The sequence below is a fragment of the Neobacillus sp. SM06 genome (assembly GCF_050496765.1).
Classification (GTDB): Bacteria; Bacillota; Bacilli; order Bacillales; family Cytobacillaceae; genus JAEVLT01.
In genome coordinates, this window is the sequence record NZ_JBNWEO010000018.1 from 235,298 (window position 1) to 255,585 (window position 20,288).

Below are 20,288 nucleotides of genomic sequence, written 5' to 3' on the forward strand. Positions count from 1 at the left end.
TCGAGACTATATGAACTCGACTAAACATTCATAAACGATTATGAAGAACAAGAGATATTCTATCAAACCAAGGCATACATTGCAATACTTGATTGATTTTCGAACGGAAAATCATGTGAATGTTTTTTAAAAGAGGGGGAAAAATAAGGAAAAAATTTGAGTATCGACAGAATGGAGCGGATAGAGATGAAAGAAGAAATGGATTTAAGCCACTATTCCGTTAGAACCGACCTGGCAATCGAAGCAAGGGAAATGGTGTTAGCGGAAAAATCGGTTCAGCAGGAAGAAAACCTTTCGCAGCTTGAAGGGGTTATTATCAAAGAAAAGGAAATTGACGATATAAAAATTTCGTTGGTTGAAATTACCAAAGAGGGTGAAAAGCAATTAGGTAAAAAGCCTGGACGCTATTTAACGATCGAGGTTCAAGGGATACGCCAGCAAGATACAGAACTTCAGCAAAAAGTGGAAAATGTGTTTGCAAACGAATTTTCCCATTTTCTTAAAGGGGCGGGGATTAAGAAAACGGATTCCTGCCTTGTTGTCGGTTTGGGGAATTGGAATGTCACGCCGGATGCACTTGGTCCGATGGTTTGTGAAAATTTGTTGGTGACACGCCATTTGTTTGAACTGCAGCCTGAAAATGTTGAGGAAGGATACCGCCCTGTCAGTGCGTTGGCGCCCGGAGTAATGGGATTAACCGGAATTGAGACGAGTGATATTATTTTTGGGATTGTGGAAAAGACTAAACCCGATTTTGTCATTGCCATTGACGCACTTGCCTCACGATCAATTGAACGTGTCAATTCAACGATTCAAATATCGGATACAGGTATTCATCCCGGTTCGGGAGTCGGAAACAAACGAAAGGAATTAAGCAAGGAAACGCTTGGTATCCCGGTGATTGCCATTGGCGTTCCGACGGTGGTCGATGCGGTTTCGATTACAAGTGACACAATTGATTTTATCTTGAAGCATTTTGGCAAGGAAATCCGTGAAGGGAATCGGCCATCGCGAGCATTGGCGCCGGCTGGAATGAACTTCGGGGAGCGAAGAAAGTTGACGGATGAAGATCTTCCAGAAGAAAAGCACCGCAAAACGTTTCTTGGGATGGTTGGAGCGCTTCCTGAAGAGGAAAAGCGAAAGCTCATTTATGAGGTTCTCTCGCCGCTTGGACATAATTTAATGGTGACACCAAAAGAAGTTGATGTTTTTATCGAAGACATGGCCAATTTGATCGCAAGCGGTTTAAATGCGTCCCTGCACCATGCTGTTGACCAGGACAACGCCGGATATTATACAAGATAATGGCACATTCAAATCCAATGGGGTTTTAAGGACTGGAATACGAAAGAATTTCGGATCACCCTTTCAATAAAATGGTTCTATCAATTCTAGTAAAGTCATATGATTTACTAGAATCGTTAGTGAGGTGGAACCATGAAGAATCAAAGGGCTTCCGGAACTTTTATGATCGTCCAGGGGACAAGCCTGTTGAAAAATAGTCTATATGTGCTGCTGTTTTTATTGCTCGTTTTTGCCATCAGCGGTTTATTAACTGCATTAAAACCGGGATATCGTCCAGTATCGTCTTCCGTCAATCAAGCTGCCAATGTGATTAGCGGGAAAATGCTTTATCAACTGATGGGCTGGGAAAACCATCATTTTCTTTCAGTCAGCAAAGATTTGGAAACAAGCCCTAAACTAACGAATTTAGTTTTTAAGCTATCCACTAATATTAATTTGAACGACCCGCGCAGCCTGCTTGGGAGGGAACTACCGGGATTTTATCAATTTGACGGGCAAATTGTCGTTGCCGGTGAGGGAACAAATTATACAAATATGCCGATTGAATCAGCGCCGCCGGTTGAAATTATGAAAGCTGAACGCGAAGCATCGCTGCAAAATGTGGAAAGCCTCAACCAAGCAAAACCTAAAGAAACATTACCGCCGCCAAAACAAACAACAGGGGGGCGCAAAGTTGTCTATCTTTACTTCACCCATAATAGGGAGTCGTACTTGCCGTATTTAAAAGGCGTCACCGATCCAAATTTGGCCTATCATTCGCAAATCAATGTAACGAAAGTTGGTGACGAAATTCAAGCGCGACTGGCAGAAAACGGGATCGCAGCCGAAGTGGACAAAACGGATATTATGGGAAAAACAACGATGCCCAAAACGTACCAGGAGTCAGGAAAAGAAGTCCAAGCCGCGCTCGCTTCCAACCATGATTTGAAATACTTAATTGATATTCACCGTGATTCGCGCCGAAAGCCGCAGACAACTGTTGAAATCAATGGTCAATCCTATGCAAAGATCGCCTTCGTGATCGGCGGCAAAAATCCGAATTACGAAAAAAACTTGAAGCTGGCAACGGATCTTCACAACCTCATCAAAAAGAAATATGGGGACGGTTTGAGCAGGGGAGTAATTGTTAAGCAAGAACCGGGATCAAACGGCGTGTACAACCAGAACTTGTCCGACAAGGCGATTCTAATCGAATTTGGCGGAGTTGATAATACTTTTGATGAACTTGACCGCTCAGCAGACGCTCTTGCAGATGCTTTCAGTGAATATTACTGGCAGGCAGAGAAGGTAAATCAAGGTACAAATCAGCCGGCTTCCCCACAATAAGGAGTTGAAGAAAGAAATGAAGATGTTTATGCTGAAAAGTTTTGCGATTGCCTCGATTATGTTTATTTCTGTGCTGGCAGGCATCCAAATTGCCAATAACGGCTTGAATAAATTAAAGGGGCAGCCAGTGCAAACTACGATGACAAATCCGCCTATAAAAAGTAATAACGCCAATAGATCGACGGATCTTACGAGTCATAACCTGGAAGCGAAAAAACAAAAGCTTGAAGAAATCAATGGTCAAAATCTTTTTTCGGAAATGGGGAAAAAGGTGGCTGACGGGGTAGCAAACACCTCCAAGTCGCTGATCAACTCGATTACAAGCAACAACTAAAATGCGGCGTCCAAAGCGGCGCCGTTTTTCCATTTCTGCATTCTCCAGTTTTCGTTGAATCTTTGTGCCGCTATTGCTATAATCAAAAATAGTGCACATGGGCGATTATAGTAGGAGTGAACCACATGAACAGAGAACAAAAATTAACGAGACAAGCTAAAATACGAAATTTTTCGATTATTGCTCATATTGACCACGGAAAGTCTACGCTGGCTGACCGGATATTGGAAAAAACCAATGCGCTTTCCTCCCGCGAAATGAAAGATCAACTCCTTGATTCAATGGACTTGGAACGGGAACGCGGAATTACCATCAAGCTAAATGCGGTTCAATTAAAATATAAAGCAAAAGACGGTGAAGAATACATTTTCCATCTGATCGACACGCCGGGGCATGTAGACTTTACTTATGAAGTTTCCCGAAGTCTTGCTGCCTGTGAAGGTGCAATTCTAGTCGTCGATGCTGCTCAAGGAATTGAAGCCCAAACCCTTGCAAACGTCTATTTGGCGCTAGATAATAACTTGGAAATTCTTCCGGTAATCAACAAGATTGATCTGCCAAGTGCTGACCCTGAAAGAGTTCGCAGTGAAATTGAAGAAGTCATTGGCCTTGATGCGTCTGAAGCAGTACTTGCATCGGCGAAAGCAGGCATTGGGATAGAAGAAATTTTGGAACAAATCGTGAAAACCGTTCCGGCACCTTCAGGGGATCCGGACGCTCCGCTGAAAGCGTTGATTTTTGATTCGCTATATGATGCATACCGGGGTGTCGTAGCCTATATTCGGGTAATGGAAGGAACAGTAAAAGTCGGCGATCGAATCAAAATGATGGCAACGGGCAAAGAGTTTGAAGTCAATGAAATCGGTGTCTTTACACCGAAAGCGGTTCTTTGTGATGAATTAACCGTTGGCGATGTTGGCTTTTTAACAGCTTCAATTAAAAATGTCAGCGATACGCGTGTCGGCGATACGATTACAAACGCAAAAAATGGAGCAACAGAGCCGCTTCCAGGGTACCGAAAATTAAATCCAATGGTGTATTGCGGGTTGTATCCAATTGATACCGCCAAGTTCAATGATTTAAGAGAGGCGCTTGAAAAGCTGCAGCTAAACGATGCTGCCCTCCAATTCGAGCCCGAGACTTCCCAGGCTTTAGGTTTCGGATTCCGCTGCGGCTTCCTTGGTCTCCTTCATATGGAAATTATCCAAGAGCGGATTGAGCGGGAATTTACTATTGACCTGATTACAACGGCTCCAAGCGTTATCTACCATGTGATCATGACTGATGGAACCGAAATCCGGGTCGACAATCCTTCCGATATGCCAGATCCGCAAAAAATGGATCGCGTGGAAGAGCCATATGTGAAAGCAACCATGATGGCGCCAAACGATTACGTCGGTGCCATTATGGAGCTTTCCCAATCAAAGCGCGGGAATTTTATCGATATGCAGTACTTGAGCGAAAACCGCGTTTCGATCGTCTATGAAATTCCGCTTGCCGAGATCGTGTACGATTTCTTTGATCAATTAAAATCGAGCACGAAAGGATATGCCTCATTTGATTACGAATTAATCGGCTACAAACCTTCACAGCTTGTGAAGATGGATATTTTATTAAATGGTGAAAAAGTTGATGCGCTCAGCTTTATTGTTCACAAAGACTTTGCATATGACCGCGGCAAAGTCATTGTTGAAAAATTAAAGGAATTAATACCGAGACAGCAATTCGAGGTGCCAGTTCAAGCTGCCGTCGGCCAAAAAATTGTTGCTCGCTCCACGATCAAAGCGATGCGTAAAAATGTATTGGCCAAATGCTATGGCGGTGACATCTCCCGGAAACGCAAGTTGTTGGAAAAGCAAAAAGAAGGGAAAAAGCGCATGAAACAGGTCGGTTCTGTTGAGGTACCGCAAGAAGCGTTTATGGCTGTTTTGAAAATGGACGACAACAATCCAAAAAAATAAACAAATGGGAGGTTGAAGATGCCTGATATGGGTGACTTCTGCCTCCTTTGTTCTTAAGAAGGTGAAAACATGGTTAAAGCCGCATATCTTCATATCCCGTTTTGCGAGCATATTTGCCATTATTGCGATTTTAATAAGGTGTTTTTAAAAGGGCAGCCTGTTGATGCGTATTTGCAGGCTATTGATCAGGAAATGAAGCTGACCGTTACAAGACGTCAAAGCGAACCGCTGAAAACAATTTTTGTCGGCGGTGGAACGCCTACATCGCTGAATGAAAAACAGCTTTATACGTTTTGCGAAAGCATTCTGCAAAACCTGCAAAAGGAAAAGCAAACAGAGTTTACCTTCGAGGCGAACCCTGGCGATTTAACAAAAGAGAAATTGCAGATCATGCAACAGGCAGGAGTCAACCGGCTCAGCCTTGGTGTACAAACTTTTAACGATGAACTGTTAAAAAAAATCGGCAGGGTGCACCGCGCAAAAGATGTTTTCACCTCGGTAGCCAATGCAAAAGAAATAGGATTTGAAAACATCAGCATCGATTTGATTTTTAGTTTGCCAGGACAAACCATTTCCGATTTTAACGATACGCTTGCCAAAGCATTTTCTTTGAACGTGACCCATTATTCAGGCTACTCGCTCATCATTGAGCCGAAAACAGTTTTTTATAATTTAATGAAAAAGGGAAAGCTCCATACGCCGGGGGAAGATGTGGAAGCAGAAATGTATGAATTGCTGATGGAGCAAATGGAATTAAATGGATTACATCAATATGAAATTAGCAACTTTGCCAAGCCGGGTTTTGAGAGCAGGCATAATTTAACTTATTGGAACAATGATCCTTATTATGGATTCGGTGCCGGTGCCCATAGTTATGTAAATGGATGGCGCCGTTCAAATATCGGTCCGTTAAAAAAATACCTTGATTCCATTCAAAGGGGACAGCTCCCCATTTTTGAAGAACATTTTGTAACGAAGCCAGAACAAATGGAGGAGGAAATGTTTTTAGGATTGCGGAAAACAAAAGGGGTTTCGATTGAGAAATTCCATGAAAAATTTCAAATGAACCCGCTGGATCATTTTCAAGCTGAAATTGAACAATTAAAAGAAAAAGGCTGGATTGAAGTTGCCGATGGTTTTATTTATTTGACAAAAGTAGGAAGGCTTTTGGGCGATGAAGTATTTCAATCATTTTTAGGTGCCTAATCATTGACACTCACGGCCTATTTTGATAATTTATTAGTAGATTTAGCACTCATTAACAAAGAGTGCTAACAGAGGTGATGCAAATTGTTAACAGCTCGTCAATTGTTAATTCTTCAAGTGATTGTTGATGACTTTATTCAATCTGCTCAGCCCGTTGGTTCAAGAAGTCTGTCGAAAAAAGAGGAGATCTCATTTAGTTCAGCAACAATCCGAAATGAAATGGCAGATTTGGAAGAGCTTGGGTTTATCGAAAAGACCCACACCTCATCAGGACGGGTTCCGTCTGAAAAAGGGTATCGCTATTATGTGGATCATTTGCTTTCTCCGCAGACATTGAATCGGCATGATATTGTGAAAATTAAATCCATTTTTGCTGAGAAAATTTTTGAGTTTGAAAAAATTATTCAAAAATCAGCGCAGATCATGTCGGAGCTGACCAATTATACTTCAATTGTTCTCGGCCCAGATGTCGGTGTCAATAAATTGAAGAAAGTCCAAATTATTCCGCTAAATAAAGAAACAGCTGTAGCGATTTTTGTGACAGATACCGGTCATGTGGAAAATCGAACTTTCCATCTTCCTCCCTCGATTGATGCGAGTGAATTGGAGCGAATGGTCAATATTTTAAATGAACGTCTGGCAAATGCTCCGCTTGAAGAACTAAACAATAAAATTTATAAAGAAGTAGCTACATTGCTGCGCCAGCATATTCAAAACGTTGATATTTTGATGCACACCATCGCCGATGTTTTTAAAATGCCGGTGAACGAAAAATTGTTTTTTGCGGGCAAAACCAATATTTTAAGCCAGCCGGATTTCCATGACCTCTCAAAAATCCGGACATTGATGAACATGATTGAGCATGAAGAGTGGATCTATGACCTGATTAAAAAGAACCCTGCTGGAATCAATGTGAAAATTGGCAGGGAGAACAACAATTTGGCAATGGAAAATTGCAGTTTGATTACGGCAACGTATTCAATTGGTACAGAAAAAATAGGAACAATCGCGATTTTAGGCCCGACGCGGATGGAATATTCACGGGTAATTAGTTTGTTGCAGTTTTTAAGCAAAGACTTAACCGCAACCCTTACGAAATTGTATCAAAATAATTAACGCTGGGGATATTGTTAAGGGTGACTGCCGATAGGATCTTGAAGAAGATTATTCCGATTCATTATATAGATATCTTTTAAGGGAGGTGAGTAAGTTGACAATCGAAAAAGATCAATCAGTAGAAGAAGCAGCAGAGATTCAATCCGCTGAACTTCCCGAAAACGAAAGTGAGAATGAAACAACTGTTTCAAGTGAAGCGGAAGCTGTTAAGGAAGAACAAATAGAGCTTTCCATAGAAGATCAGCTGTCCGTATTGAAAGAGAAAAATGCTGAGCTTGAAAAGAAGCTGGAAGAGGCCGATAACCGCTATCTTCGATTGCAGGCTGATTTTGATAATTTCCGCCGCCGCACTAGATTGGAAGCTGAAGCGAGCGAAAAATATAAAGCACAAAAATTAATTACCGAATTGCTGCCGGCAGTTGATAATTTTGAACGTGCTTTAAAAACAGAAGTTGATCATGAGCAGGCAAAAGCATTATTGCAAGGGATGGAAATGGTCTACCGCGGCCTTTTAGATGCTCTTACAAAAGAAGGACTGCAGGCCATTGAAGCAGTTGGAAAAGACTTTGACCCGCATCTTCATCAGGCAGTTATGCAGGGGGAAGATGAAAACTTTGCATCAAATACAGTTATTGAAGAGTTCCAAAAAGGGTATATGCTAAAGGATAAAGTCATTCGTCCTTCGATGGTAAAAGTCAATCAGTAAGGACTACATAGAAAGATTAGGAGGAAAAGGCTATGAGTAAAATTATTGGAATCGACTTAGGAACAACCAACTCCTGTGTTGCTGTTCTTGAAGGCGGAGAGCCAAAAGTAATTCCAAATCCAGAAGGAAACCGAACAACACCATCGGTTGTTGCATTTAAAAATGGCGAGCGCCAAGTAGGTGAAGTTGCCAAGCGTCAGGCTATTACGAACCCGAACACGATTATTTCGATTAAGCGCCATATGGGTACTGACTACAAAGTGGAAATTGAGGGGAAAAAGTATACTCCACAAGAAGTTTCGGCAATTATTTTACAATATTTGAAGTCCTATGCCGAAGACTACCTTGGCGAGCCGGTAACAAAAGCGGTTATTACCGTTCCGGCCTATTTTAATGATGCAGAGCGCCAAGCTACAAAAGATGCCGGTAAAATTGCCGGATTGGAAGTAGAACGGATCATCAACGAGCCGACAGCAGCAGCGCTTGCCTATGGTTTGGATAAAACCGAGCAAGACCAAACCATCCTGGTTTATGACCTTGGCGGCGGTACATTTGACGTTTCAATCCTTGAACTGGGCGACGGTGTTTTTGAAGTTAAAGCAACTGCAGGGGATAACCGTCTAGGCGGTGATGATTTTGACCAAGTCATCATTAACTACCTTGTTGATGAATTCAAGAAAGAAAACGGCATTGATCTTTCGCAAGATAAAATGGCGCTGCAGCGTTTAAAAGATGCGGCTGAAAAGGCAAAAAAAGACTTATCGGGTGTTACCACTACCCAAATTTCCTTGCCATTTATTACGGCAGGTTCTGCAGGCCCGCTTCACCTTGAAGTCTCTTTATCAAGAGCAAAATTTGATGAGTTGACTGCCCACCTTGTCGAACGCACAATGGGGCCGGTTCGTCAAGCGTTAAGCGATGCTGGTTTAAGCCCGGCAGATCTTGATAAAGTCATCCTGGTCGGGGGGTCAACGCGGATTCCGGCAGTACAGGAAGCAATCAAAAAAGCGACGGGTAAGGAGCCGCACCGCGGTGTTAACCCTGACGAAGTTGTTGCAATGGGTGCAGCGATCCAGGGTGGTGTCATCACAGGCGATGTCAAAGATGTTGTCTTGCTTGACGTAACACCTCTCTCCCTTGGAATTGAAACGATGGGCGGGGTATTTACGAAATTAATCGAACGCAATACAACGATTCCAACATCAAAATCACAAGTGTTCTCAACTGCAGCTGATAATCAAACAGCGGTTGATATTCATGTTCTTCAAGGGGAGCGCCCAATGGCATCCGACAATAAAACGCTTGGCCGTTTCCAATTATCGGATATTCCACCGGCACCACGCGGAATCCCGCAAATTGAAGTAACCTTTGATATTGATAAAAACGGTATTGTAAATGTGCGTGCAAAAGATCTTGGCACAAACAAAGAGCAGCAAATTACGATTAAATCATCAACTGGCCTTTCAGATGAAGAAATTCAAAAAATGGTAAGAGAAGCAGAAGAAAATGCGGATGCGGACAAGAAACGCAAAGAAGAAGTGGAGCTTCGCAACGAAGCCGATCAGCTTGTGTTTACAACCGATAAAACGTTAAAAGATCTTGAAGGCAAAGTGGATGCAGCAGAAGTCGCAAAAGCTAATGAGGCAAAAGATGCGTTAAAAGCTGCCATTGAGAAAAACGATTTGGAAGAGATTCGTTCGAAAAAGGATGCACTCCAAGAAATCGTTCAAACCTTATCGGTTAAGCTTTATGAAGAAGCAGCCAAACAAGCTCAAGCGCAGCAAGGTGCAGAAGGCCAAGGAAACACTGGCAAAGATGACAATGTAGTCGATGCGGAATTTGAAGAAGTGAAAGACGATAAATAATCGCCGCCCAACTTGGAGAAAGTCAAAGTCAGTCTAGAGGCTTTGGCTTTTTCTTTGGACTGGAACAATGGCGAAACTGTCAAACTCGCATCGAATGTTCAATATTGCAAATAACATCCTTTGGATGGTAGAATAATCTTTATGTGACAGATTCGGGAGTGGTAATCATGAGCAAGCGGGATTACTATGAAGTGCTTGGTGTAAGCAAAAGCGCTTCTAAGGATGAAATCAAGAAAGCTTATCGCAAACTTTCAAAAAAATATCATCCGGACATTAATAAAGAGCCGGATGCGGCAGAAAAATTTAAAGAAGTGAAAGAAGCATATGAAACATTAACCGATGACCAAAAACGGGCGCACTACGATCAATTTGGCCATACAGATCCAAACCAAGGTTTTGGCGGCGGCGCTGATTTTGGCGGATTCGGCGGCTTTGAAGATATTTTCAATACGTTCTTTGGCGGCGGAGGATCGAGAAGGCGTGATCCGAATGCACCTAGACAAGGTGCAGATCTGCAATATACCATGACGCTTTCATTTGAAGAAGCAGCATTTGGCAAAGAGACAGACATTGAAATTCCGCGTGAAGAGACATGTGAAACATGTAATGGAACCGGAGCCAAGCCAGGGACGAAGCCGGATACATGCCAGCATTGCCATGGCACAGGGCAGTTAAATGTGGAGCAAAGCACGCCGTTTGGTAAAATCGTTAACCGCCGTGTCTGCCATTACTGCAACGGAACTGGAAAAGAGATTAAACACAAATGTTCCACTTGCGGAGGCACGGGCAAGGTGAAAAAGCACCGAAAAATACATGTGAAAATCCCTGCCGGTATCGATGATGGCCAGCAGCTTCGCATGGCAGGACAAGGGGAAGCCGGAACAAATGGCGGGCCAGCCGGTGATTTGTACATTGTCTTTAATGTTCGATCCCATGAGTTTTTCGAACGGGATGGCGACGATATATATTGTGAAATGCCGATTACCTTTGTTCAAGCTTCATTAGGTGACGAAATTGAAGTGCCAACATTGCACGGTAAAGTAAAACTGAAAATTCCTGCGGGAACGCAAACGGGAACAAGATTCCGTTTAAAAGGAAAAGGGGTTCCAAATGTTCGCGGCTATGGTGTTGGCGATCAGCATATTCAAGTGCGCATTCTCACTCCAACAAAGCTTTCCGATAAGCAAAAGCAGCTGTTAAGAGAATTTGCGGAAATCAGCGGAAAAGCACCGATTGGCGAACATGAAGAAAGCTTTTTTTCAAAAGTAAAACGAGCCTTTACAGGCGAGTAAGGATTGGAGTTGGTAGAAATGAAATGGTCTGAAATCAGCATTCATACAACAAACGAGGCGATCGAACCCATCTCGAATATTTTGCATGAAGCCGGGGCAAGCGGCGTCGTAATTGAGGATCCGTTCGAGCTTTCGAAGGAAAGGGAAGATCGATTCGGTGAAATCTACCAACTGAATCCCGATGATTACCCTGAAGAAGGGGCTATCGTAAAGGCTTACTTGCCAGTCAATAGTTTTCTTGGCGAGACAGTAGACGCGATAAAAGACTCCATCAACAACCTTATCCTATACAATATTGATATTGGATTAAACAAAGTAACGATTTCTGAAGTAAATGAAGAAGAATGGGCCACGGCGTGGAAGAAATATTACAATCCTGTTAAAATATCGGAAAAATTTACGATTGTTCCGACATGGGAAGAATATACGCCAGTCTCAAGCGATGAATTAATTATTGAGCTCGATCCGGGAATGGCGTTTGGGACAGGTACACACCCAACAACGGTTATGTGCATTCAGGCTCTTGAAAAATCGGTTAAGGCTGGAGATGAGGTAATCGATGTCGGAACGGGTTCAGGCGTTTTGAGCATCGCCGCTGCCATGCTTGGAGCTGGACATATTCGCGCCTATGATTTGGATGAAGTAGCTGTGACCCAGGCAAGATTGAATGCCAAGTTAAACAAAGTTAACAGTAAAATCGACATTGCTCAAAATAATTTGCTCGACGGTGTGGAAGACAACTCAGCAGATCTTATCGTCGCCAATATCTTGGCTGAAGTGATTTTGCGTTTTACGAGTGATGCAGCAAAGGTCATTAAACCTGGAGGCTGCTTCATTGCTTCGGGAATTATTCAGCAAAAAAAAGAACAGGTAAAAGACGCTTTGCTTTGTGCCGGATTCGAAATTGGCGAAACGATGATGATGGAAGATTGGGTTGCAATCATTGCGAGGAAAAAATAACTTTGAAGGGGCTTCTTGAAAAGCCTCCCTTTTTTTTAGTAAAATAGAGAGTAATCTTTTCGAAGTAGGTGCATTTCGTGCAACGTTATTTTGTGAACACGTCTGCTAACGGCGGGCGCTTTATGCTAAGCGGAGAAGATCGAAATCATATCCGCAATGTGATGCGGATGCAGCCGGGAGATTCGATCATCTGTGTGGATTCTGAGGGAAAAAGCGCTCTTTGCAAAATCACAGCGTTGACTGAAGAGCAAGTAATTGCCGAAGTTGTCAAGAAGCTGGATGAAGATACAGAACTTCCTGTCCGAATTACGATCGCTAGCGGCCTTCCAAAAGGAGACAAGCTTGAATGGATCATCCAAAAGGGGACAGAGCTTGGAGCACATGCATTCATGCCGTTTGCCGCTGCTCGCTCGGTTGTAAAATGGGACGACAAAAAAGCCGCAAAAAAAGTGGAAAGATGGCTGAAAATCGCGAAGGAAGCGGCAGAACAATCCCACCGGACTTTTTTGCCAGACGTATTCAACCCTGTCAGCTTTAAAACAATGCTGGAGTTAAGCAGTCAGTATGATTATAAATTGGCAGCTTTTGAGGAAGAGAGCAGGAAAGGGGAGACTTCCACTTTTGCAGCTACTCTTAAAAAAATGCAAAAGGGAGAATCGCTTCTGTTGCTGGTTGGTCCAGAAGGCGGATTAACCGATGAAGAGATTAATCGTTTAAAGGAAAAAGAGTTTGCCATATGCGGGCTGGGGCCGCGAATTTTAAGAGCGGAAACAGCGCCGCTTTATATGCTGGCAGCGATTTCCTATCATTTTGAATTATTGGGGTGAGGAAAATGCCGAATGTAGCATTTCATACACTTGGATGTAAAGTCAATCATTACGAAACTGAAGCGATTTGGCAGTTGTTTAAGCAGGAAGGATACGAACGCGTTGACTTTGAAACAACTGCTGACGTCTATGTTATTAATACATGCACGGTGACCAATACTGGCGACAAGAAAAGCCGCCAGGTGATTAGAAGGGCTGTTCGGAAAAATCCGGATGCGGTGATTTGTGTAACGGGCTGTTACGCTCAAACATCGCCGGCTGAAATAATGGCGATTCCGGGTGTCGATATCGTCGTAGGTACACAGGATCGCATGAAGATGCTGGATTACATTGAGCAATTTAAAAAAGAACGCGAGCCGATCAACGGTGTTCGCAATATCATGAAAAACCGGGTCTACGAAGAGCTGGATGTCCCTTCTTTTACCGATCGCACACGTGCTTCGTTAAAAATTCAGGAGGGTTGCAACAATTTCTGTACTTTTTGTATTATCCCCTGGGCGCGCGGGCTGATGCGTTCACGTGATCCAAAAGAAGTTATCCGCCAAGCACAGCAATTGGTGGATGCTGGATATAAAGAAATTGTTCTTACTGGGATTCATACGGGCGGCTATGGCGAAGATATGAAAGATTACAATTTGGCGATGCTTCTAAGTGATTTGGAAAGAGAAGTGAAAGGGCTGAAACGTCTGCGCATTTCTTCTATCGAAGCAAGTCAAATTACCGATGAAGTCATTGAAGTGATAAAAGTATCCAAAATCATTGTGAGACATTTGCATATTCCGCTTCAATCCGGATCCAATTCTGTTTTGAAACGGATGCGCCGCAAGTATACAATGGAATTTTTCGCAGAGCGTCTTGACCGACTGAAAGAAGTGCTGCCGGGTCTTGCTGTTACATCCGATGTGATTGTTGGTTTCCCAGGTGAAACGGAAGAAGAATTTATGGAAACCTATAACTTTATTAAAGAACACAAGTTTTCGGAACTGCACGTTTTTCCTTATTCAAAACGGACGGGCACACCTGCGGCAAGAATGGAAGATCAAATCGATGAAGACGTGAAAAATGACCGCGTCCACCGGTTGATTTCGTTGTCAGACCAGCTTGCGAAAGAGTATGCGTCCCAATTTGAGGGGGAAGTGCTTGAAGTCATTCCGGAAGATCGCCATCACGAAGGGGATCAGAAAGGGCTTCTTGAAGGCTATACCGACAATTATTTGAAAGTTGTTTTTCCTGGAAATGATGATTTGATTGGCAAGCTCGTGAAAGTTAAGATTGCCAAAGCTGGCTACCCATATAATGAAGGTCAGTTTGTCAAAGTAGAAGAAGATTCCTCGGCGAAAGAAGCAGCTAAAGCAGCTATTTAATTTTAAGAAAAACCGGGCAAAAACCGCCCGGTCCTTTTTAGTTTGGCTGATAAACGGAGGCTGTTGATTTCCGCTCCAGGCACTCGCTTTCCGGGGGGCAGAACGCCTGAGCCTCCCTCGTCGCAAGCTCCTCGAAAATGCATCCGCATTTCCTTCGTGCGATGTTATTTCTAGGAAGCTTATTCAAAGTCCTGCGGGGTCTCGCCTGTAACGCTAATCCCCCAGGAGTCGGCGCCTTCCACTCCAATCAACAGGGTGCCATAAACGAATTTACCCTTGAATTCGATGCAACCTAAACCAAACCATGCAAGTGAGTAGCCTGAAAAGACCTGATACATGCCTATTTGACAATCCAAAAAGCTTATTATCGTAGAAAATTGACAAAGAACCGCTATCATTTTACTTATGGTTGCTTCCGCTCACTTTTTGGAGCGGAGATCAAACAACCACAAAACACCCCGGTTATGGAATAAATTCCTTGCATGTATACTTTTCATGTCACGGATTCATGATTTTGGTCAAAAAAGATTCGTTTCAGAATAGTAGACTCCATATCTTACTCTTCCGGCAATCGCAAAAAAGGGTCAACATATAAATTCTTATATTTTAAAAAAAGACGGCTTCTGCCGTCTATTTTTTGTGCAGGAATAGGATGAAGTAGCCAAATTTTGTGGCGAAGGGGAGTGCAATGAAAGAAACGGCAACATTGAAAAGAACGCTGATATGTGCGAGTTGGACATCTTTTGCTTGTGCCATTAAGGGCGCCCATTCAGTGAGATATGGAATCAATGGGATAAACAGCAGGACGCCAAGAACATTCAGCCAAACATGGGCATAGGCGGCAAGCCGTGCCTCATGGCCGCCGCCGATTGAAGCAATAACAGCGGTAATGCATGTGCCGATATTGGCTCCAAACATAATGGCGATCCCGGCATCAAGCTGCAGCAAACCTGCTGATAAAAAACCCATGGCAATCCCGGTCATGGCGGTGCTTGATTGGATGATCGCTGTCAAAATGGCGCCAGCGAGAATGCTAAGGAAAATGCTATCATTCAGCGATAGCAGCAAATGCTTAACCATTGGGACGTCTGTGAGAGGCTTGGCAAATAATTCGAATCCTTTCATTGCCGTGAAAACGGCGGAAATCCCTAAAAGCAGCATTCCGATACTGCGAACTTTTTTATTCGTGAAAAAAATAAACAATGCGCCCGTAATCGCCAGCGGCACAATGGCCTGATCAATATCAATCGTGATCAATTCCGTTTTAAACGTAGTCCCAATGTTTGTGCCAAGGATAATCCCGATTGACTGTGGAAAAGTCATAATCCGCGATGAAATAAAGCCAATCGTAATAACCATAACGGCAGCGCTGCTCTGCAAAAGTGCGGTGGCAACCGTGCCTGTTAACATCCCTTTTAGCGGGGTGCTTGTCAGTTTTGCGAGATAATATTTCAAATTCTCAGCCGACAAGTTAAACAATCCAAAGCGGATCATTGTCATTCCGAAAATAAATAACCCAATGCAAAGCGTAAATAAGCCAATATACAGCATGTCCGTTACCCCCTGCTCCATTGTATGGCAATAGAGCCAAAAGCATGACTGAAAACGGCCATATAAAAAAAGAAAAGCTTGTAAGACGGTGTGAAATACAGTTGACCTTGGTTCAAGGTTATATTATAATTGCAAGGTACATGGATTGATGTAAGTGTGTTGTGTTTCGGAGGGAGGGAAAGAGAATGTCTAAAACCGTCGTTCGTAAAAACGAATCGCTTGAAGATGCTCTTCGTCGCTTCAAACGTTCAGTATCAAAAACTGGTACTTTGCAAGAAGCTAGAAAGCGCGAATTCTACGAAAAACCTAGCGTAAGACGCAAGAAAAAGTCTGAAGCTGCAAGAAAACGTAAATGGTAAGAGAGGGTGTAATCAATTGAGTCTTCTCGAGCGTTTAAACAATGATATGAAGCAAGCGATGAAAAACAAGGAAAAAGACAAACTTTCCGTGATTCGGATGGTCAAATCTTCATTGCAGAATGAAGCCATTAAACTCGGTAAAACAGAGTTATCCGAAGAGGAAGAGTTAACAGTCCTTTCTCGCGAATTAAAACAACGCAAAGACTCCCTCCATGAATTTGAAAAAGCCGGTCGTGAAGATCTGGCTGAAAAATTGCGTGCAGAGCTGGCAGTTGTTGAACTGTATATGCCGAAACAGTTATCGGAAGAAGAATTGGCTGAAATTGTGAAAGCAACCATTTCGGAAACTGGCGCAACTTCAAAAGCGGATATGGGAAAAGTGATGGCTGCAATTATGCCGAAAGTAAAAGGCAAAGCGGACGGATCACTTGTTAATAAACTTGTACAACAACACCTTTCATAAATAATCTGACACCAGGCCACAAGCAACTGCTTGCGGCCTTTTAATTTTGGGAAAAGGATGATGATAACACGATATTCCAGTCAGGACGAATTGGAAAAAGAAGTGCTAGAACTTTCCATCAAATCATATGAATTTGTTTTTTCTACGGGGTTATTAAAGCAGTTCGTTAATAACCCTCAAACTTTATAAGAATGTGTAAAATAGAACGGTTAGCCGCATCTATTTGAAAAAGTATCTTTATTTTTGGAAGGTCTTCTCATTTATTCATTTGCGTGGCTAAGGTCAAAAATGAAAAATATGTTTGCTTGAATGGGTTTCAAAGCTTCAATGATAAATGTCTTGATGTTTTACTACAGCATTAATGTCAAAACGAGGCTGACCCAAAAGGTCGTTAAAAAAACTTTTTAGGGGTCAGCCCTTTGTTGAATGATTAATTGGATTTTTTTAGAAGAAATTAGGGAAAAAGAGGGAAATTCTCTTTTTTATTCCGCTACTTTTTTTAGTTGTTTTTTAATGGTTGTTATTTCTATTTTTTCAAATTCTAGAGTGTTAAGGTAAGGAGTGATCACACATTAACAAATTTTTTATCTTCTTTTTTTAATTGCTCTTGAAACTACCCATATTACTCCTCCGATAACTGCTAGCCAGAATATGATTGGTACAATCGAGCCTGCCGTTTCCATAGATAAAACCTCCCAGTTAATGGTCTTTTAACATTAATTTATAATTTACTGGTTGTAATAATGGGAAAAATTACTATAATTACATTTTAATACAAAATGTAGGAATTGCCCAGTATCTTTACTACTACTGCACCGTACGCAGGAGACTATTACACTAGAACCTATTTGTATAGAATGGATATTGATCCTGCAGGAGCAGCCTATTTGCGTGTAATTTATTAATCATTAAGTGATAGAGCCTTGGCACAAGCCTTGGCTCTTTTTATATGTGTGCCTGGCATAGGTACAGACTCTAGGGTGCAAGTCCCGAACTGTGAAGGCAGTAATAGCAGTAACTTTTTAGGACTTTCAAATATATTCCAATGAGTTTGATTTTTATGGTTTTTGCAGTAGTGATAGTTGTTTATCCTCCAGAATAAAATTTCACGAGGACAATTATATCAAAGGGTTTATACATATATTTATAGATAATTTCATACATATGAGATGAAAGGGGGTTCTTTTTTTATGGCAAAAACATGGGGCCAGCGTGTTCGCAGCTGGATGGCAAAAAAGATGGATCTTCCTCAAGATGTCATGATGGACTTACCCCGAATAACGATGATTGGACAAATTCACATTTATATTGAAAATCATCGTGGATTGCTGACATTTTCGGACAAAGAACTCCGCTTGCTCTTAAAAACTGGGCAGCTCTTAATAAAAGGGAAATCGTTTGTCATTAAGACGATTTTACCAGAGGAAATTTTATTAGAGGGAAAAATTGAGCAGGTCATTTATATAAACGAGAATGCGGGAGGTCAATAATGAAGAACAAGTGGATGGACTATTTTTTTGGCCGGGTTACAGTAAAAGTTGCAGGGAAAGGGATTGAACGGTTTTTGAATGTCCTGATCCGCAATGGACTGTCTATTTCAGATGTCAAGCGGCACGGAACCGAGACCATTACGTTTAAAATCAAACTGGATGATGCGTTCAAAATCAGGCACTTCGCCCGCAAAAGCGGAGTCCGCCTTGCTTTTTTGCAACGGAGAGGCATGCCGTTTTTAGTTAAAAGGATGGTAAAAAACGGCGGTTTTTTCCTTGGCTCAGGACTATTTCTTTTGATTATTTTTCTATTATCCAATGTAATTTGGGGAATCGAAATTAAAGGGGCAAAGCCGGCAACCGAGTATCAAATTCGCAAAGAATTGGACAAGATGGGGGTAAAGATCGGGAACATTCAATTCTTTGTTAACGATGTCGAGACGATCCAGAAAACCTTGACAGACCATATTGGCGCGCTCACATGGGTTGGTGTCGAATTAAAAGGGACAACCTACCACTTCCAAGTAGTGGAAAAAAATCAGCCGAAAGAGCCGGAACAACTTGCACCACGGAATTTAATCGCGAAAAAGAAAGCAACGATTGTAAGCAGGTATGTTGAAAAAGGACAGCCTGTTGTCGAAAAAAATGACCAAGTGCAGAAGGGACAATTGCTCGTTTCTGGTTTAATTGGCAAGGAAGGGGAAGAAAAGCCGGTAGCCGCTAAAGGAGAGATCTGGGGCGAAACATGGTATCAAACCCATGTGGAGCTTCCGCTTACTACAAAATTTAATGTCTTTACAGGAAAGGAAAAGCGAAAGCACTCCCTTTTGCTTGGCAGCCTTAAACTTCCTTTTTGGGGGTTTGGCAAGCCTGCGTTTAGCGAATATGAGACCGAAACGAATACGCAAAAAATTCATTTTCTCAAATGGGAGCTGCCAATCTCGATTGTCAATGAAACGGTAAGACAACGGCAGGAAATTGTCCGTTCGTACACAAATGGCGAAGCGGTGAAAATTGCCTTAGATATGGCTAAAAAAGATATAAAAAGTAAGTTAGATGAAGATGCTATCATTAAAGAGACAAAAATTTTACACAAGGTAATTGTCAATGGTAAAGTAAATTTAGACGTATTTTTTAAAGTTTACGAAAATATTGCACAACCTCAACCGATTATTCAAGGAGACAAGAATGACACAACAAGTAAAAACAATTAATTTGCAGCTTGAAAACCCAGCTGAAGCCATTTCTTTATTTGGAAATGCCGATGCCAACTTAAAAATGATCGAAGCGGAGCTTGGCGTGGCGATCATTACAAGGGGGGAATCCGTCAGCATTACAGGTGATGAGGATCAAATTCTTCTTGCCAGCCAAATTTTGGAGCGATTGATGTTTGTCATAAAAAAAGGCATCAATATCGGCCAGCGGGATGTTCTTTATGCGATTCAAATGGCGCAAAAGGGAACATTGGATTATTTTGAGAATTTATACGATGTCGAAATTGCCAAGAATGTGAAAGGGAAATCGATTCGGATTAAAACGCTCGGACAAAGACAGTACATTGACGCGATTAAGAAAAACGACTTAGTATTCGGAATTGGTCCCGCCGGTACCGGGAAAACGTATCTTGCCGTCATTATGGCAGTCAACGCCTTAAAAAATGGTCAAGTCAATAAGATCATTTTGACAAGGCCGGCAGTTGAGGCAGGAGAAAGTCTCGGATTTCTTCCGGGAGATTTAAAAGAAAAGGTGGATCCATATTTGCGTCCGCTTTATGACGCACTTCACGATGTTCTTGGAGCTGAACATACGCAGCGATTGATCGAGCGGGGAACAATCGAAATCGCGCCGCTTGCCTATATGCGCGGCCGTACATTGGATGATGCCTTTGTGATTTTAGATGAAGCTCAGAATACAACCCATGCGCAAATGAAAATGTTTTTAACACGGCTAGGTTTCGGTTCGAAAATGGTGATTACCGGTGATCAAACACAGGTGGATTTACCAAAAGGGGTAAAGTCTGGTTTGATTGTAGCAGAAGAAATTTTAAAAGAGACAAAGGGAATCTCATTTATTTTCCTAGAGCAGAGCGATGTTGTCCGCCATCCGCTTGTTGCCCGGATTATCCAGGCGTACGAAAAAAGAAAGGAACCGACTTCCTGAGAG

18 protein-coding genes are annotated in these 20,288 nt (G+C 42.3%); 17 read left to right on the top strand and 1 reads right to left on the bottom strand.

Features of this window, described 5'->3' with window-relative positions; translation table 11 throughout:
• The first annotated feature begins 186 nt into the window (after window positions 1-186).
• From gpr to mtaB, 12 genes are all read left to right on the top strand, one after another.
• The gene (gene gpr / locus ACQYAD_RS16285; protein ID WP_430239768.1) at window positions 187-1,305 is read left to right on the top strand and encodes a GPR endopeptidase; all 1,119 of its coding nucleotides are present in this window, start codon (window positions 187-189) and stop codon (window positions 1,303-1,305) included.
• 132 nt (window positions 1,306-1,437) lie between these two features.
• Complete coding sequence (gene spoIIP / locus ACQYAD_RS16290; RefSeq protein ID WP_430239769.1) at window positions 1,438-2,631, top strand: stage II sporulation protein P; 1,194 nt, start codon at window positions 1,438-1,440, stop codon at window positions 2,629-2,631.
• Between the two features lie 16 nt (window positions 2,632-2,647).
• A complete protein-coding gene (locus tag ACQYAD_RS16295; protein ID WP_430239771.1) occupies window positions 2,648-2,965 on the top strand; it encodes a DUF3679 domain-containing protein in 318 nt (105 codons plus the stop codon).
• 125 nt (window positions 2,966-3,090) lie between these two features.
• Entirely contained in the window at window positions 3,091-4,926 is a 1,836-nt protein-coding gene (lepA, locus tag ACQYAD_RS16300) for a translation elongation factor 4 (protein ID WP_430239773.1), read from the top strand.
• Window positions 4,927-4,995: 69 nt separating this feature from the next.
• On the top strand, window positions 4,996-6,132 hold the full coding sequence (hemW, locus tag ACQYAD_RS16305) for a radical SAM family heme chaperone HemW (RefSeq protein ID WP_430239775.1): 1,137 nt from the start codon (window positions 4,996-4,998) through the stop codon (window positions 6,130-6,132).
• Between the two features lie 84 nt (window positions 6,133-6,216).
• Window positions 6,217-7,248: a heat-inducible transcriptional repressor HrcA gene (gene hrcA / locus ACQYAD_RS16310; protein ID WP_430239778.1), complete on the top strand. Its 1,032-nt coding sequence runs from the start codon at window positions 6,217-6,219 to the stop codon at window positions 7,246-7,248.
• 94 nt (window positions 7,249-7,342) lie between these two features.
• Complete coding sequence (gene grpE / locus ACQYAD_RS16315; protein ID WP_430239780.1) at window positions 7,343-7,954, top strand: nucleotide exchange factor GrpE; 612 nt, start codon at window positions 7,343-7,345, stop codon at window positions 7,952-7,954.
• Window positions 7,955-7,986: 32 nt separating this feature from the next.
• A complete protein-coding gene (dnaK, locus tag ACQYAD_RS16320; protein ID WP_430239782.1) occupies window positions 7,987-9,819 on the top strand; it encodes a molecular chaperone DnaK in 1,833 nt (610 codons plus the stop codon).
• A 167-nt stretch (window positions 9,820-9,986) separates the two neighbouring features.
• Window positions 9,987-11,111, top strand: a complete 1,125-nt coding sequence (dnaJ, locus tag ACQYAD_RS16325; RefSeq protein WP_430239784.1) for a molecular chaperone DnaJ — start codon at window positions 9,987-9,989, stop codon at window positions 11,109-11,111.
• Window positions 11,112-11,129: 18 nt separating this feature from the next.
• Complete coding sequence (prmA, locus tag ACQYAD_RS16330; RefSeq protein ID WP_430239786.1) at window positions 11,130-12,071, top strand: 50S ribosomal protein L11 methyltransferase; 942 nt, start codon at window positions 11,130-11,132, stop codon at window positions 12,069-12,071.
• Between the two features lie 77 nt (window positions 12,072-12,148).
• Window positions 12,149-12,898 carry a 16S rRNA (uracil(1498)-N(3))-methyltransferase gene (locus ACQYAD_RS16335; RefSeq protein WP_430239787.1) on the top strand — a complete coding sequence of 250 codons (750 nt, stop codon included), beginning with the start codon at window positions 12,149-12,151 and terminating at the stop codon, window positions 12,896-12,898.
• Between the two features lie 5 nt (window positions 12,899-12,903).
• Window positions 12,904-14,262 (top strand): tRNA (N(6)-L-threonylcarbamoyladenosine(37)-C(2))-methylthiotransferase MtaB, encoded by a 1,359-nt coding sequence (gene mtaB, locus ACQYAD_RS16340; protein ID WP_430239790.1) that lies wholly within the window; start codon window positions 12,904-12,906, stop codon window positions 14,260-14,262.
• Window positions 14,263-14,892: 630 nt separating this feature from the next.
• Here mtaB and ACQYAD_RS16345 read toward each other — a convergent pair.
• Window positions 14,893-15,813, bottom strand: a complete 921-nt coding sequence (locus ACQYAD_RS16345; protein ID WP_430239791.1) for a Na/Pi symporter — start codon at window positions 15,811-15,813, stop codon at window positions 14,893-14,895.
• A gap of 185 nt (window positions 15,814-15,998) precedes the next feature.
• On the opposite strand from ACQYAD_RS16345, the gene rpsU reads away from it, so the two are divergent.
• The 5 genes from rpsU to ACQYAD_RS16370 all read left to right on the top strand — a co-directional run bounded on the left by rpsU (window position 15,999) and on the right by ACQYAD_RS16370 (window position 20,285).
• Complete coding sequence (gene rpsU, locus ACQYAD_RS16350) at window positions 15,999-16,172, top strand: 30S ribosomal protein S21 (RefSeq protein ID WP_019242644.1); 174 nt, start codon at window positions 15,999-16,001, stop codon at window positions 16,170-16,172.
• Window positions 16,173-16,188: 16 nt separating this feature from the next.
• The gene (locus tag ACQYAD_RS16355; RefSeq protein WP_430239792.1) at window positions 16,189-16,635 is read left to right on the top strand and encodes a GatB/YqeY domain-containing protein; all 447 of its coding nucleotides are present in this window, start codon (window positions 16,189-16,191) and stop codon (window positions 16,633-16,635) included.
• A 1,190-nt stretch (window positions 16,636-17,825) separates the two neighbouring features.
• Window positions 17,826-18,125, top strand: coding sequence for a sporulation protein YqfC (gene yqfC, locus ACQYAD_RS16360; protein ID WP_430239794.1), 300 nt, complete (start codon window positions 17,826-17,828; stop codon window positions 18,123-18,125).
• A complete protein-coding gene (gene yqfD / locus ACQYAD_RS16365) occupies window positions 18,125-19,339 on the top strand; it encodes a sporulation protein YqfD (RefSeq protein WP_430239795.1) in 1,215 nt (404 codons plus the stop codon). The genes yqfC and yqfD overlap by 1 nt, the downstream gene beginning before the upstream one ends.
• Window positions 19,314-20,285, top strand: a complete 972-nt coding sequence (locus ACQYAD_RS16370) for a PhoH family protein (RefSeq protein WP_430239796.1) — start codon at window positions 19,314-19,316, stop codon at window positions 20,283-20,285. Before yqfD ends, ACQYAD_RS16370 begins: the two co-directional genes overlap by 26 nt.
• The last annotated feature ends 3 nt before the right edge of the window (window positions 20,286-20,288 follow it).

Excerpts from the sequence above, each read along its gene's own strand:
- gpr (WP_430239768.1), top strand. The coding sequence starts at position 187 with ATGAAAGAAGAAATGGATTTAAGCCACTATTCCGTTAGAACCGACCTG.
- spoIIP (WP_430239769.1), top strand. The coding sequence starts at position 1,438 with ATGAAGAATCAAAGGGCTTCCGGAACTTTTATGATCGTCCAGGGGACA.
- ACQYAD_RS16295 (WP_430239771.1), top strand. The coding sequence starts at position 2,648 with ATGAAGATGTTTATGCTGAAAAGTTTTGCGATTGCCTCGATTATGTTT.
- lepA (WP_430239773.1), top strand. The coding sequence starts at position 3,091 with ATGAACAGAGAACAAAAATTAACGAGACAAGCTAAAATACGAAATTTT.
- hemW (WP_430239775.1), top strand. The coding sequence starts at position 4,996 with ATGGTTAAAGCCGCATATCTTCATATCCCGTTTTGCGAGCATATTTGC.
- dnaK (WP_430239782.1), top strand. The coding sequence starts at position 7,987 with ATGAGTAAAATTATTGGAATCGACTTAGGAACAACCAACTCCTGTGTT.
- dnaJ (WP_430239784.1), top strand. The coding sequence starts at position 9,987 with ATGAGCAAGCGGGATTACTATGAAGTGCTTGGTGTAAGCAAAAGCGCT.
- prmA (WP_430239786.1), top strand. The coding sequence starts at position 11,130 with ATGAAATGGTCTGAAATCAGCATTCATACAACAAACGAGGCGATCGAA.
- mtaB (WP_430239790.1), top strand. The coding sequence starts at position 12,904 with ATGCCGAATGTAGCATTTCATACACTTGGATGTAAAGTCAATCATTAC.
- ACQYAD_RS16345 (WP_430239791.1), bottom strand. The coding sequence starts at position 15,813 with ATGCTGTATATTGGCTTATTTACGCTTTGCATTGGGTTATTTATTTTC.
- rpsU (WP_019242644.1), top strand. The coding sequence starts at position 15,999 with ATGTCTAAAACCGTCGTTCGTAAAAACGAATCGCTTGAAGATGCTCTT.
- yqfC (WP_430239794.1), top strand. The coding sequence starts at position 17,826 with ATGGCAAAAACATGGGGCCAGCGTGTTCGCAGCTGGATGGCAAAAAAG.
- yqfD (WP_430239795.1), top strand. The coding sequence starts at position 18,125 with ATGAAGAACAAGTGGATGGACTATTTTTTTGGCCGGGTTACAGTAAAA.
- ACQYAD_RS16370 (WP_430239796.1), top strand. The coding sequence starts at position 19,314 with ATGACACAACAAGTAAAAACAATTAATTTGCAGCTTGAAAACCCAGCT.